General features: G+C 30.0%; 12 protein-coding genes and 1 pseudogene. 9 read left to right on the forward strand and 4 right to left on the reverse strand.

What is annotated here, in order from left to right; all coding sequences use genetic code 11:
* Positions 1-63 precede the first annotated feature (63 nt).
* Positions 64-1,347 carry a ribonucleotide-diphosphate reductase subunit beta gene (locus H7R46_RS14900; protein ID WP_005071102.1) on the forward strand — a complete coding sequence of 428 codons (1,284 nt, stop codon included), beginning with the start codon at positions 64-66 and terminating at the stop codon, positions 1,345-1,347.
* Between the two features lie 120 nt (positions 1,348-1,467).
* Here the strand turns inward: H7R46_RS14900 and H7R46_RS14905 are convergent, their stop codons facing one another.
* Entirely contained in the window at positions 1,468-1,761 is a 294-nt protein-coding gene (locus tag H7R46_RS14905) for a hypothetical protein (protein WP_002120070.1), read from the reverse strand.
* A 216-nt stretch (positions 1,762-1,977) separates the two neighbouring features.
* Positions 1,978-2,562, reverse strand: a complete 585-nt coding sequence (locus H7R46_RS14910) for a recombinase family protein (RefSeq protein WP_005071105.1) — start codon at positions 2,560-2,562, stop codon at positions 1,978-1,980.
* A gap of 99 nt (positions 2,563-2,661) precedes the next feature.
* Here H7R46_RS14910 and H7R46_RS14915 point away from each other — a divergent pair.
* From H7R46_RS14915 to H7R46_RS14925, 3 genes are all read left to right on the forward strand, one after another.
* Positions 2,662-3,827 (forward strand): IS3-like element ISAba21 family transposase gene (locus tag H7R46_RS14915; protein WP_085947552.1). Its coding sequence is split into 2 segments (ribosomal slippage): positions 2,662-2,920 and positions 2,920-3,827, totalling 1,167 coding nucleotides; the frame shifts between segments, so codons are not numbered across the junction.
* Positions 3,828-4,688: 861 nt separating this feature from the next.
* A complete protein-coding gene (locus H7R46_RS14920; protein WP_025469862.1) occupies positions 4,689-5,276 on the forward strand; it encodes a recombinase family protein in 588 nt (195 codons plus the stop codon).
* Positions 5,277-5,860: 584 nt separating this feature from the next.
* Positions 5,861-6,232, forward strand: coding sequence for a hypothetical protein (locus H7R46_RS14925; RefSeq protein ID WP_005071111.1), 372 nt, complete (start codon positions 5,861-5,863; stop codon positions 6,230-6,232).
* A 45-nt stretch (positions 6,233-6,277) separates the two neighbouring features.
* On the opposite strand, the gene H7R46_RS14930 is transcribed toward H7R46_RS14925, so the two are convergent.
* Both H7R46_RS14930 and H7R46_RS14935 read right to left on the reverse strand, forming a co-directional pair.
* On the reverse strand, positions 6,278-6,685 hold the full coding sequence (locus tag H7R46_RS14930) for a hypothetical protein (RefSeq protein WP_005071113.1): 408 nt from the start codon (positions 6,683-6,685) through the stop codon (positions 6,278-6,280).
* 622 nt (positions 6,686-7,307) lie between these two features.
* Positions 7,308-7,932 (reverse strand): annotated as a pseudogene (locus H7R46_RS14935) (hypothetical protein).
* Between the two features lie 731 nt (positions 7,933-8,663).
* Between H7R46_RS14935 and H7R46_RS14940 the strand changes: the two are divergent.
* The 5 genes from H7R46_RS14940 to H7R46_RS14960 are packed head-to-tail and all read left to right on the forward strand — an operon-like array spanning position 8,664 to position 15,022.
* Positions 8,664-10,322 carry a hypothetical protein gene (locus H7R46_RS14940; RefSeq protein ID WP_005071116.1) on the forward strand — a complete coding sequence of 553 codons (1,659 nt, stop codon included), beginning with the start codon at positions 8,664-8,666 and terminating at the stop codon, positions 10,320-10,322.
* Positions 10,323-10,366: 44 nt separating this feature from the next.
* The gene (locus tag H7R46_RS14945) at positions 10,367-11,116 is read left to right on the forward strand and encodes a CatB-related O-acetyltransferase (RefSeq protein WP_005071119.1); all 750 of its coding nucleotides are present in this window, start codon (positions 10,367-10,369) and stop codon (positions 11,114-11,116) included.
* A gap of 48 nt (positions 11,117-11,164) precedes the next feature.
* A complete protein-coding gene (locus H7R46_RS14950; protein WP_005071121.1) occupies positions 11,165-12,706 on the forward strand; it encodes a glycosyltransferase in 1,542 nt (513 codons plus the stop codon).
* Entirely contained in the window at positions 12,706-13,770 is a 1,065-nt protein-coding gene (locus tag H7R46_RS14955; RefSeq protein WP_182924262.1) for a peptidase MA family protein, read from the forward strand. Before H7R46_RS14950 ends, H7R46_RS14955 begins: the two co-directional genes overlap by 1 nt.
* A 43-nt stretch (positions 13,771-13,813) precedes the next feature.
* The gene (locus H7R46_RS14960) at positions 13,814-15,022 is read left to right on the forward strand and encodes an IS256-like element ISAba26 family transposase (RefSeq protein WP_000343018.1); all 1,209 of its coding nucleotides are present in this window, start codon (positions 13,814-13,816) and stop codon (positions 15,020-15,022) included.
* Positions 15,023-15,106: the final 84 nt, after the last annotated feature.

A 15,106-nucleotide genomic window follows, 5' to 3' on the forward strand; every position in this document is an offset into this window, starting at 1 on the left:
AGTAGGGACATCTTCGTTTAAGAGATGTCAAATATAGATATATACAACGAAGAGAGAACAAAAATGTCTATCCTTAGTTGGGACGATTTTGAAGATGATTCGCAAAAACCGACTACACCTGAACACAAGTCTACGCCCGTCCAATCGGAAAAAGCGTCAGATTCGCAGAATGTATCTACTGCGCAGCCATCATCGCCGAGCGTGGCAGCTCCACAATCCGCTGGAACCCATTCCGTGCGATCAACAGTTGCCTCCGATACAGTGGCTAGAGCCGCTCAAGCCTTAGAACATTTAGACGTTGCCCCTGGCCTTGAAGAGCTAGAAATGGGTGCTCAACGTGTTCAAGTTGACGACAAAGCAATGATTAACTGTCGTGCGGACTTGAATCAACTTGTACCATTTAAATATGAGTGGGCTTGGCAGAAATATCTTGACGGGTGTGCAAACCACTGGATGCCTCAAGAAGTTAACATGAACCATGACATCGCACTTTGGAAGTCTGAAAATGGCTTAACTGAAGATGAGCGTACTATTGTTATGCGTTCTTTAGGTTTCTTCTCGACTGCGGATTCTTTAGTTGCAAACAACTTGGTATTGGCGATTTACCGTCACATTACTAACCCTGAATGCCGTCAATACATCTTGCGTCAAGCGTTTGAAGAAGCGATTCACACTCACGCTTACCAATACTGTATCGAATCTTTAGGTATGGACGAAGGCGAAGTCTTCAACATGTACCGTGAAGTTCCATCTGTTGCACGTAAAGCAGCTTGGGGTTTGAAATATACTCAATCTTTAACTGATCCTAATTTCCACACAGGTACGCCTGAAAACGACCAACGCTTACTTCGTAACTTGATCGCATTCTACTGTGTTCTTGAAGGGATCTTCTTCTACTGTGGCTTTACTCAAATTTTGAGTATGGGCCGTCGTAACAAGATGAACGGTGTTGCTGAGCAATTCCAATACATCTTGCGTGATGAATCTATGCACTTGAACTTTGGTATCGACATGATTAACCAAATCAAGATTGAGAACCCTCACCTTTGGACTGCTGAGTTCCAACAAGAAGTGGTTCAAATGATTGTTGAAGGTACGATGCTTGAAATCGAATATGCACGTGACACAATGCCACGCGGTGTATTGGGTATGAATGCAAGCATGATGGAAGAATACTTGAAATTCATCTGTAACCGTCGTTTATCTCAGTTAGGTTTACCAGAGCAATTTGCTGGTGTAACGAATCCATTTGCGTGGATGTCTGAGATGATGGACTTACGTAAAGAGAAGAACTTCTTCGAAACTCGCGTAACTGACTACCAAACTGGTGGTGCGTTAAGCTGGTAAGTTTAACTTATCAAATCAAAAGAGCCGCTCTACTCGAGTGGCTTTTTTATTGAATATATAGAGAATTAGCAAATCAAAGATTTATTCCATATAAAAAATATTAAAATCAAAATATAAAAATTAACAGGTACATACCCAAAACATATTATAGATAAGGTGAGTTGGCGCTCTTGCAGGATAAGTATCTTTTTCGAAAACCTTATAGGTTCTATTCTTATATTTGATGATCAATAATTCTTCTTTTCGATCAATAACTAAACCAACTTTATAAATAAAATAAAAAGAATCATTCTTATTTATGCGTCTAAATACAAATTGTACTAAATCTTCTTTTTGTATTTTTGAATGATCAACCACTATAAAACCTTCACATATAGAACACTTCCATTTGATTAAATCAATACTCATATCCATATTTCGAGCTACCAAAATTATATAAATAAACCTTAAGTTAATAAATATAACTTTTAATAAGTTAAGATATAGCTAAAGGCCTATACAACAATATCAATAGAAATATTAAAATATCAATATGAATTTAATTTTAAAATTTAAATATTAATTTAATAAGTATTAAATAAAATTTTAAAACATGATTTAATACTTATTAACAGCAAAATTTTTCATATCTTAATTGTCAGATTTTTTAATTATTCTTTGAATCACTGTCCTTGAGACAGCAAGGTCCTTAGCTAACGAATACACACTAAAACCTTTCTTAAATTTATTAATAACATCCTGTTTTTGATCGTTGGATAATTTTTCAGGTCTACCCCCTTTTCTGGATAAACTAGATTTTTTTTGTCCAACACAATCAATTAAAAAAAGTTTTTCAAAATTAATGCAAATTTCTATAAAGTGGATAAAATTATTTTTAATATCATCTTCAAATTCACAATTAAAATAATCCAATATAATTAATTTAATCTTCTTTCTTTCAATTAACTTAATAGATGATAATATCTCCGTAAAACTACTACCCAAGCAATCAATACCTTTAACTATTAAAAAATCATCTTCTTCTAAAGAATAGTTAATTAAATTAAGAAAAATAGTTCGTAAAGTAATAGGTTTATCTACTGATACTAATTCAAAAATGACTCTCTTAGGATGAATTTTATAATCAAAGCTATTTAATAAAGAAATAAAAGATTCTTTCTCTTCTTCAATATTTTCAATACTACAATTTACTCGTATATAGGCATAAATACGCATATCTCCTCCTATTCCTTAGAGTGATGTGAAGAGTGATGTGTGCTGAGAAAACAGGAGGTTTTAACTTGGTAAACTATAGACACTCATCAGGAGTTTACCATGAGCAAGAAACAGAAGACTTACACCGCAGAATTTAAAGTTGAAGCAATAAAATTGATTGAAGCCAATCAAGGCAATGTATCGGAAACAGCCAGACAACTTGGCATTTCAATGCAAACTCTTTCAAATTGGAATAATAAAGCAAAGACTGGCACCTTAGCAGGCACTAAACAATATTCACCTGATCTAAATGCCTTACTCGAAGAAAATAAAAAGCTCAAACAACAGCTCAAAACAGCTGAAATGGAACGTGAATTTCTAAAAAAGGCAGCAGCGTACTTTGCGAAAGAAAGTCAGTAAGGTACGCCTATATGAAACAGCAAAGATATTTATTCCCGATTAGCTTTATGGCTAGATTACTTCACGTTTCAGTGTCACGATTTTATGATTGGCTAAAACGAGGCATGAATAAAAGATTGGTTCAGCGAAATCAACAGACAATTTTGGTCAAAATAGCTCATGAGGAAACTAAACAAAGCTATGGCTATATTCGATTAACTAAGCATTTACAAGCGCAAGGTATCAAAATCAGTACGTATGCTGTACGTCAAATAAAAAAGCTCAACCAGCTGTATTGTAAGCGTCATAAGCGTTTCAAAAGAACTACGAAGAGTGATCATAATCGAGCGATCTACGCAAATTTACTAGAGCAACAGTTTTCAATGACTAAGCCCAATCTTGCATGGTCAAGCGATATTACATACATTTGGACTGCTGAAGGTTGGTTATACTTGGCAGCAGTAAAAGACCTGTACACGAAACAAGTGGTTGGCTATAGCTTAAATGAGCGTATGACCGCACAACTTGTTTGCAATGCACTGACTATGGCGATTCGTAATCAAAAACCAACGAAAGGCTTAATTATTCATTCGGACAGAGGCAGCCAATATTGCAGCCATGAATATCGAAAGATACTGGAAAAATGTGATTTTCAAGGTTCAATGAGCAAACGTGGGGACTGTTACGATAATGCACCGATTGAAAGTTTCTGGGGCATACTCAAGAATGAATTAGTGCATCATTGCAACTATAAAACCAGAGATGAAGCTAAAGCAGATATTACAAAATACATTGTGTTATTTTATAATCAGCGAAGAATTCAAAAGAGTTTGGATTTTAAAACGCCAAATCAAATAGCAGAGAACTTTTATCGGTTAGCTGCCTAGCATATCCCAAGTGAAAGTCTCCTGCTAATTCAGCACATATCAGAGTATCTATAAAGTAAATTCAAATCAAAATATACTTTTTAGCTCTTCACTTATTGTTTGTTATATAATTAGTTTATTAATTTTAGACATTTTATAGTAATGTAAATATTTTTATATTTCCATAATTTTAAAAATTCCCACATGGCAAAATTTAAACACATATAATATAATAAAATATTATATAATTATTAAAAAATTAGTTGAAAAATACTTTAATTTTATAATAAAAAAGTTTAGTATTAAATAAATTATAAATATAAGAAAATATTAATTTTTTTTAAAACATGTTTATGAAATATAAATAAAATATTTAAAATTATAATTTAGATCATTTACAAACGACCACATTAAATAGTTTTAAAACTATGTATTTTATTTTTATCAAAATTAAAAACACAATTAAAAACACAATTAAAAACAAAAATAAAAAATAAAATTCATTTAAAATCAATTATATAACAAAAAAGCTAGTAATTAGCAGATTGACCCCATAATGTTTTGTTACGTCATACACCATTAAATTAATTTAATTAAAAAATAAAACTAGATTTTAATATTAGATTTATATTAAATTCACGAATAATTAAGTAAGGAGATTATTAAAGATGAAAAAAACAAACATCATAGAACTAACAAAATTATTAACTAATATAATAAAGATGATAAAAAAACCTAATAACCCATATAGATTTAAGTATGTATTTAATTAACATGTTTTAAACACTGTATAGTACACTTTTGTGATTTAGTTCATGTTTTTTTTAAAAAAATAAGATGCTAAGATTTGTTTTGTTTTTGTTTAATTTTGGTGTTTTTAATATGCGTACATATGCCTATGTTAGAATAGAGCCTAATTTGCAGTTTGAATTTTCTAGATATATCACCTTTTTTAGTGAGTATGGCTATAAGATTCAAAAGAATAGATTAGTAGTAGAAGAAGTATCGGTTGATAAATCTATTATTTATAGAGATAAATTTCTTAATCTAATAAGTTATTCATTAGAAGAAGGCGATATTTTAGTGATAAAAAGCATGGATTGCTTGGGTAACAGTTTTGAGGAAATTTTAAGTATAGTTGATAAAATTGATCAAAAAAAAATCCGACTAATATGCTTGGATTACTCAAAAAATGAGATTAATGGTGACTTAAAAATTTTCTTTCTACATTTTTTAAAGCTATCAGCTGAATTTGAGAAATTATTTAAGTGTAATAATAAAAAATCCAAAGATCACAATCCGGTAAGAAAAGTTGGTAGACCGGAAATATTAAATAATGAACAAAAAACTAGAGTGATCGAATTGTTTAAAAAAGGCTATAGTGTGTATTCACTTGCTAAAGAATTTTCGGTTACAAGAACAGTAATTCAAAGGATTTTGAACAATGCCACTAAAACTAATATATTGTAGTTACTAGGAATTTTTAAGTTTAATTCTATTAAATAAATATGGAATATATAAAAATGGAATTAGAGATGAGTTACATTTTTTAATAAGGTTGATCTTCTACACCAAATTAATTATTAAAAATTTTAAGACAGACTCAACAACGTATTGATATATACAAACATATTCAAGCTATATTGTTATTCTTAAAATTTATATTATAAACAACTCGTTATAATTCAATATTAAGTTAATTTTGTCTTACAATTTTAAGGATTTTTTATTTTCATTAATTTTTAATTAATTAAGAGTAGCCAATTAAGCAAATCAAAAATATACTTTATTTTCAGTTAATTATAAGAAATTTTGTGTAAAAAATAATTAATATATATTTACTATTGATTATCTTATATATACAAAGTAAAGTTGCTTTATCAGAAATGATTTAACCAAATTATCAAAAAAAACTTGATAGTATTAATTTATTTCAAACATCAACTTAACACTTTAACTTTTTAAAATTTATGATTTTCATTTTGTATAAATTAACTTAATGCTTTTAAAGCATTATTACGAAAATTATTTTTTAGTTATGATAAACATTTAATATGAATGATATTTTTTGGAATTCTCTACCCGGCTCAGCAACCGGTGAGATTTTTACTCCCGAAGGAATTGGGCCTTTTCCAGCAATTATTATTTTTGATACAGGATTAAAAGAAAGTACTAAAACTTATGCTACTTTCTATGCAAAAAAAATGAAAGAAAGAGGTTTTTCTGTCTTTATAGTAAAATTAAACTTAAGTAAAAAAAATGAAATAGGTTCAGTAATAGAATTTATTTTAAAAAGAAATGAAGTAAACAGTGATAAGATATATTTAATAGAAATTGAAAAAAACAATTTGATAAATCTGAATATAGAATTATATAAAAATTACTTTCAAGCTATTGCTTCAATTAATTATTTTAATTACTTTTAGGAGAGTAAGCTACTAAAGCTTAGTCTCCCTTTATATATTTAATTATCAAAATCCGTGGCTTACAGATGATTTGGAAACATAAATTGAGTTTTGTGGGTTCGCATCTTCGACCCAACACGATTTAGGGACATTAACTTCCTCGCCACTTACTAAAGTAATCTTTGTCTGCTTCAACTCACTAATAGTATTACTCGCAGCATAGTAATGATGTTTATCACAAATCACTGTCTTCTTATGATTATTTGCATATTGAGCAGCTTTATCTGCTGTAACCTCACCTGTACCAAAGCTAGGATGGCCTGATTTTTCTGCTATTAAGTACAATTTATGATTCGCAATTGTATTAATAGAAGGTGGTGAATAAACCGATTGATGTCCATATGGTTGATTCACACAACCAGAAAAGATTAGTGTTAATGAAAATACGATTTGAGTTAGAATTAAATTCTTCATTAATTTTAATCCTCATGTTAAATATATAAAAATCCATTTTATAAATCCCATCTTAAATTAAAATTTAGAGAGTTGGGATTATTAATAATAGATAGACCCCAATACATTTAAGTGAAATTTAACCTTGCATTCTTAAATTGGAATAAAAGAAATCAATATAACTTTAAGTTCTTTATTAATTAAGAAGAGTCCACACCCTAAAAGGCTGTGGACTTAGTGAATATCACTCAAACCTGAAATACGAGGATAGTTGCATAATAAAAATCCTCAAAATTATATTCACATAAGCCTCCATTTGTATCAATTACAAATCAATTAATTTCAAAAATAATTTTTTTATTAAAAAATTATCTTTATTTTACATACACTAAGATCACTTCCATCAAAAAAATGTTTTAAAATCATGTTTTAAATACTTAAATTTCAAACATTATAAAAATAATTAAAGATAGAATGCTTTCAAAATTTATTGTCCAGAATTTATAGTTTTTACATCTATATTAATTTTCATCTCAACTTTCATTTCGTTTATAAAACTTATATTTAAGTAATAAACAATTAAATAGATCATTTTATAGATTCAAAGCAAGCTAATCTTTTAATATCCGCATAAAAGTGATTCCTATGAATGATAGCAATAGTACTTTTTTATTGTTCTATGCAAATAAAAAGTACGCTTATAGATTTCCAGCTTGGTCAAGAATATTTAAGGTTGGCAATCCCCTTGCACACATCCCTGCGATCTTAGTAGCTTTGTCAGCCAAATTATGATGATCCCTGTCAGCCGCTTGTAAATTTATGATATTTGATGCCCAAGATAATTGAATCAACTTGTCATGAAGTACTTTTTGAGAAACCCAAGGCACAATACTGTCATTTAAATCCCCCACAACAAATACTCTATTCGCTGGGTGCTTGGGTGTAAGTGCTGTTATTGCATCTACAGTTTCAAATAGTCTTGGATCAGATGTCTTCCCCAATGCTTCTGCCAATATTTTTGGTGATGAAGGGGCTGAACTTGGGATAGCACATAATATATCTGTCCTTTTTGATAATAAGGCAGATACAATATGACCACCACCACTATGCCCAACTAACACATAATTAAGGATTTGATGCCTTTGTTTAATTTTATTTAATGCTTCAGACATTAATAAAGATTCTAATCGCTTTCTAGCACCATTATGTACACCAGACGATCCATAAATCCCTGGACGAGCTACAAAAATATATGGAAAATTATACAAATGTGTGGACTTAACGACTGCTTCATTAACTTTGTCCTGTGGTTTTTTATCAGTATATGATGCAGGTGCTTTGCCTCCTACAATTGCTACATCACCAGAAAAATACGCAATCGCTCTATTATTCGTTTGATTTTCGAGTAATCCGGCAGAATAATATCGTATGCATTCTTTATATGAGTAACCGTTTAAATTCACTTCAGCCCAAACTGTTCTTCCGATTCCCGAATTGTCCAATTGTGTACATTGTGCTTGGGTCGAAGTAACAACTTTATATGCATCATCTCCGATAAAATTTCCATTTGTTAAATCAATACTAACTGTTTCAGCAAAGCTATGATTAGCAGCTAAAAATATCAAAAAAGAAATTATTTTTTTCATAATTAACCTTTTTAATTCAAATAAATTTTAGACAATTAAATTAACAATCAAGATTAATTAACACAACAAAAATAGAAATATTAAAATTATATAAAACATATAATTAATTTATTTTATCAAAAAAAATAAACTAGGACACATAAAATTATGTTTTAAATCATACTAAAATTAAAACATATGAATTAAATTTCGAATAATTTTAAACATAACTAAAGCCTTAAAATCACTTCTAGTACAACAAAAAAACCAATACAATAACAAGCAGAATTAAATATCACTCTATTATTTTTTAAGAAAGGAATTAAAACAATTTAATTGTTTTCTAGCCAAGATTAACTTAATTAGGTCGCAATATGCTACATCAATTAAAATATTTAGATTTAAGTAATTTAAAAAATCAGATCAGTGAATGGATATCACTATATGATCAGACTGACTCTGAAAAAAAAATAGTCTTTATCTCATATAGTTGCCTAGATCAACGGTGTAAAGTTTTTTCAATTGCTAGTTCTGATATACAAAAGTTGCAAAAAAAAATAAATAACTTTTTAGAAAAAATTTTTCTTAAAGATAAACGTTATCTAGCCTATATAAAACTTGATATTGTAATTCAGATAGAAAAAAAAAGTTGGACTGATGTTACCAATGATATATCTAATCAAAAGCATAATAATCATTTTAGGAAAGGTATTGGTTTTGATAAAGATTTCAATATATGTTTTTTAGAGCAAGAAATTTATGGGAATGCAATCATACGAGGAATTTCATATGATCAAAAAAATTTCATTGACCAGAATAATTTAAATAATGCAATCAAAAAAAAATATCCTTCTATTAAAAAAGAATTAGAAATTAGTAAAATTAAAGATGTTTGGCTTTTTGAAACTGAGAGTGTATTTTACGAAAATGGGAAATTTATTAAACTTCAAAGTGGTGGTTGTGAAAATGGGGTTAGATTTATTGATAGAAATGATAAATCTCATATTAAAGAAATAATTAATAAAAATGCTAAATTTCTATCCAATCAACTTTTAGAAGATGGGAAATTTATCTATGGCTATTTCCCTGCCTTCGATAATGAAATTAAAAGCTACAATACAATACGGCATTGTACTTCAATTTATTCTCTTTTAGAAACTTTTGAGATTGAAGAGAATAATCAATATTGGCCTAAAATTCATTTAGCTATTGAGTACAGCATCAAAAATTTTTATAAATTAATAGATGAAGATACAGCTCATATGATTGATGGAAATGACAATAATCATGAGATCAAGCTTGGTGCGAATGCAGCTGCTATTTTAATGTTAACAAAATATCAGGAAATTACTAAAAATAAAAAATATCTAGAATATGCAGAAAAAATAGCAAATGGAATTATGCAAATGATTGATAAAACAGGAAAAACTACTCACATTCTGGAATACCCAGCCCTGTCTATTAAAGAGAAATTTAGAATTGTTTATTATGATGGTGAAGCTGCACTGGCACTCTTAAGGCTTTATCAGTTAAATAATAATAAAGTTCTTTTAGATACTGTTAAGTTAATGTTTGATAACTTCATATCTAATTCATATGAAAAATATCATGATCATTGGTTAAGTTATTGTACGAATGAATTAACATTAGTATGTCCAGAAGTTAAATACTATCAGTTTGGTATAAATAACTATTTAAATCATATGGACTTTATTAAAAATCGTAAAACAGTATATGCTACTTTCCTTGAGATGATGATGTCTGCTTATAAAATGGTGAATCGTCTAAATATACAAGGCCATGATAATCTATTTAAATCTGCTAAATTTGAAGAATTAAAATCTCTTATTCAGTTACGTGCTGAATTTCAACGCACAGGTTTCTTTTATCCAGAAGTTGCCATGTATATGAAAAACCCCAAGTCTATATTAAATTCTTTTTATGTAAGACATGATCGTTTTCGTGCTCGAATTGATGATCAAGAACATAATTTATCAGGTTACATTGCTTATTATTTACATTTCAAATATTAGTTTAAAATCCAAAATTATTTAATAATGTAATTAAAGGTATTTTTATGAATAATGAAATATTTACTTTATCAAATGAAACTACAAATGTTGAGTTTTTTAAAATTGAAAAGAGTCTTAGTCGACTTAATATAAATATGTTTTTCCTTAAAAAAAATCCACATAAGCTTATTACACTAAATAATGATTTGAAACTTGAAGGACATAATAATTTTTATAATTCTGTTCTAAGCCTTTGTACAATTGGTGCCTTCTCATACTCATCTTCTAATCTTAACTATGGAGTATCTATTGGCCGCTATTGTAGTCTATCAAGTAATATCAAAATTATGGGTGCTCACCACTTCCCCGAGTGGATTTCTACTTCACCTCACTTTTATAGTGAGGACTATCATGATACTGATCCAGCATTAGTCACCCATAATTATAGAAGTCGGCGTAATGTTATTATTGGAAATGATGTTTGGATTGGAGCTGATGTTGTTTTAAAAAATAATATTACAATTGGTGATGGAGCAATAATTGCTTCTAATAGTGTTATTACAAAGAATGTAGAGCCATATACTATTGTGGGTGGTAATCCTGCCAAATTAATTCGTAAAAGATTCGAAGATACAGTCATTAAAGAATTAATGCACTTAAAATGGTGGAGATTTCATAAAAATGATTTAAAAGGTCTAAATTTTACAGCCCCATCTGATTTCATAAATAATTTAGCAAAAAGAATTTATATGGAAAAATTAAATGAATACCACCCACCAATTTTTACAAAAAATGATTTACTGAAACCATCGTAAAGCAAACAAATCTTTTATGTTGTATAAATTATAAAATGGCTATTTATTATGAAAACTCAATATTTTTTTCTATTCCCAAAAATTGACCAAAAGAAAAATGGATTGGTTTTTGCTCTTTTAAAGCGCGCAAAAATACTAAATGAACAATTAGGTATTAGCCCCACAATTATTACTACTGAATATGATCGCTCACTTGCAGAAAATTATTGGAGCCTTATATCTACAAACTTAGCTCCTCCTTCTATTGGATATCTCAATTTATATGGTGATTTTCAAGGAACTCATCTAAAACTAGCTAATAAAAAAATTCATAGCCCTATGGTAGAAATGTTTAACAGTAACATTTTAAAAACTATAATTCCTTTCACCTACAATCAACGTTTTCATGATAAAAATAATAAAAACTATTTGTACGAAATACGGCAAAATGACTCTCCTACTTTAAGTTATGTGAATACTTTCAAAAAAGGTGTAAAAACAGGACGAATTATTTATGACTCTTATGGTTATCTTAGTTGTATTCAAGTCATCAACCCAGAAAATCAAATGATAATAACTGAAACTTATTATCATACAGAAGGTTATCCAGTTATTATAAAAAACTATCAACTCAACGAAAAGAATAAAAATATTGTTTCAAATATTTTTTTATTTAATAAACAAGGTGTTATTAATGAGGTTTTCGATACTGAGTCTCAGCTCATTCAGTCTTGGTTCCTAAAAATCTCTAAACTTTATAAAAATGATCTAATGTATATTCTTATCGACCGTGCAATTCATTTCTATGAACCACTTAGAGAGATAAAACAAGAAAACATGCGATTTATTGGGACAATTCATGCTACCCATTTAAATGGTCATGATATTCAAAATTCTACAATTAATCGTCATTATCGTAGCTATTTTAAATATAGTAATGAATTAGACGCACTAGTAATCTTAACTGAACGCCAAAAACAACATATTCAACAGCGCTTTGGAATGAAAGAGAAATTATTTGTTATTCCACATATATATGAAAAAACTATTGATCATGTCAATTTTTCAAACAGAGATCCAATGTTTTGCTTAACTATTGCTAGATATGATAAAGCGAAAAATTTAGATAGCTTAATTAGGATTTTCAAAAAAGTTGTAGAAGTAATCCCCAATGCTTATTTAAACATTTATGGTTTTGGAAGTGAGCATAACTTCTTACAAAGTCAAATTGATGAACATCAGTTAAATAACCATATTAAATTGATGGGCTATAATGAGAATACTGATGCTTTATATAATAAGGCAAGCTTATTCCTTTTTTCTAGCCGATCTGAAGGTTTCGGTATGGCAGTTTTAGAAGCTCTATGCCATGGCTGCCCTGTCGTGAGTTATGACATCGATTACGGACCATCAGACATGATTAATCATGATGAAAATGGCTATTTAGTTACTTTTCAAGATGAAGAATTATTTGCACAGAAAGTAGTTTCTTTATTAAAAGATGAACACAAACGGCTTAAACTTAGTGAAAATGCATATGCATGTAGTCGACTCACAGATCAAAAACAATTTGCCCTAAAATGGCAAGAGCTTTTCCAGGCTATTCAGTAATGTTTTTTATGCATAAAAAAACTTTGGTTTTATTATTCTCTACATTTTGTGTATCTACTTATATTCATGCAAAAACTGATTGTTATTCAAGTAGCCCTCCTGTTGTTAAACAACTTGATCAAGTCTATTATGGCATGAATAATCTGCGTATTTTTTACACTACGTCTGGTGATAATGCTTTAATATTTCAGCAGGATAAAAATCTAAATCATGTTCCAGACTATGTAGAAAATATTGCTATTCAAGCAAATACCACACGAAAAGCTTGGTCCGTTTTAGGCTACCAAGATCCTTTGAATAGTCCACGCTATAAAAATAACGTCCAATATATTGATATACAAATACAGAAGCTTGATGGACTCGGACTAGCTTATGATGAACCCCATCGACATTCCAATAATCCATTAAAAAAAAATGCTTGTGCTCTAATTATTCTTATTAGCAATAATATTCCAAATCTAACTACTGACTCTTCATTAATAGCACATGAATTATTTCATCTTTACACCTATGGTTATACGATGTTTAAGCAACCTTGGCTGACAGAAAGCTTGGCAGCTTGGTCAGAAGGGATTATCAGAAAAGATAAGTTTGGTACATATGGACAAAGAAATTTGCCGAAAAATGAAGAAGATTTTGACAAATACATCTTGCAAAGAACTTATAGGACATCTCAATTATGGAACCGTCTTTCTACACTTGTAGATACATCTGATGGAAAACTATTTTTACCCTCTTCTCTCATAAAACAGAGATACACTGATGGGCAACCTGTTTTTCAAGATCAATATTTAAAAGGAACCGTCTTTATGAAAAAGTTTCTTGAAAATCTTAGAAGACAAGATCAACAAATTTCTATTTTAAATAATTGGAATTTATATCATTGGAAAGAAATTGATCAAAATTCAGCTCATTTCAACACACAAATTTTAGATACATTATTGATAACTCTAGAAAGCAAGAACGAACGTAATATAGAGAAAAATGAATTTAAAAGACTCTTAAAAAAAATTATAAAAAATAAAAAAATCTGGGACTGTTCTAAATTTTGTGTAAGTACTTAATTTTCATTTATCCTTCAGAGGATAATTACAAAAGGTACTTCACATGGATGAAGCAACAATCAAAAGTATGGCTGCCGAATTGGCTAAAGGTCTAAAAACACCAGAAGACTTAAACCAAATGACAGCAGTCTTTAAAAAATTCATGATTGAAACTGCACTCAATACTGAACTTTCAGACCATCTCGGTTATGAAAAGCATCAGCCCAAGAAAGGCTCAAATAGCCGTAATGGGTTTAGTTCTAAAACCATTACAACTCAAGATGGACAACTGGCTTTAGATATTCCCCGTGATCGAGAAGGTTCATTTGAGCCACAAATTATAAAAAAGCACCAAACACGCATCACCAGTATGGATGACCAAATCCTCTCACTGTATGCAAAAGGAATGACTAATAGGGAAATTGTAGCCTTCTTCAAAGAAATGTACGATGCCGATGTGTCAGCATCTCTCATCAGCAAAGTTACCGATGCTGTGATTGAGCAAGTGACTGAGTGGCAAAATAGAGCCTTAGATAGCCTTTATCCTGTTGTCTATCTTGACTGTATTGTTGTCAAAGTCCGTCAGCACTCCAATGTGATTAACAAGTCCGTATACCTTGCTTTAGGCATCAATATGGATGGGCAAAAAGAATTACTGGGTATGTGGATTGCTCAGACAGAAGGTGCCAAATTCTGGCTGTCAGTCATGACAGAGCTAAAAAATCGAGGAGTACAGGACATTCTTGTTGCCTGTGTAGATGGATTAAAAGGCTTTCCTGACGCGATAGCCTCTGTTTACCCTCATACTGATATTCAACTGTGTATCGTGCATGTTGTACGCAATAGCCTGAGATTTGTAAGCTGGAAAGACTACAAAGCTGTTACGTCGGGTCTGAAAGCGATTTATCAGGCAAGTACAGAGGAAAATGCTTTAAAATCCCTAGACATCTTCTGTGATCAATGGAATCACCAGTATCCCAAAATTGGAGAATCCTGGCGGGCCAATTGGGAAAATATCCGAACGATCTTTAGCTATCCAGCCGAAATACGTCATGCAATTTATACAACAAATGCGATTGAGTCGTTGAATAGCGTAATACGCCATTCAACGAAGAAAAGGAAAATCTTTTCATCTGATGACTCAGTAAAGAAGGTCATTTACTTAGCAACATCAAATGCTGCGAAGAAATGGACGATGCCAATTCAAAATTGGCGTTTAGCAATGAATTGGTTTACGATTCAGTTCGATGATCGATTAAAAGATCATTTATAAAAAATGGAACTTACACAAAATAATTTACAGGCTCAAAAATCTAGTTAATTTTACTTTCAAAAATATTAAATAAGCCATTTACTG

The organism is Acinetobacter sp. BEC1-S18-ESBL-01, from assembly GCF_014169935.1.
Lineage (GTDB): Bacteria > Pseudomonadota > Gammaproteobacteria > Pseudomonadales > Moraxellaceae > Acinetobacter > Acinetobacter pittii.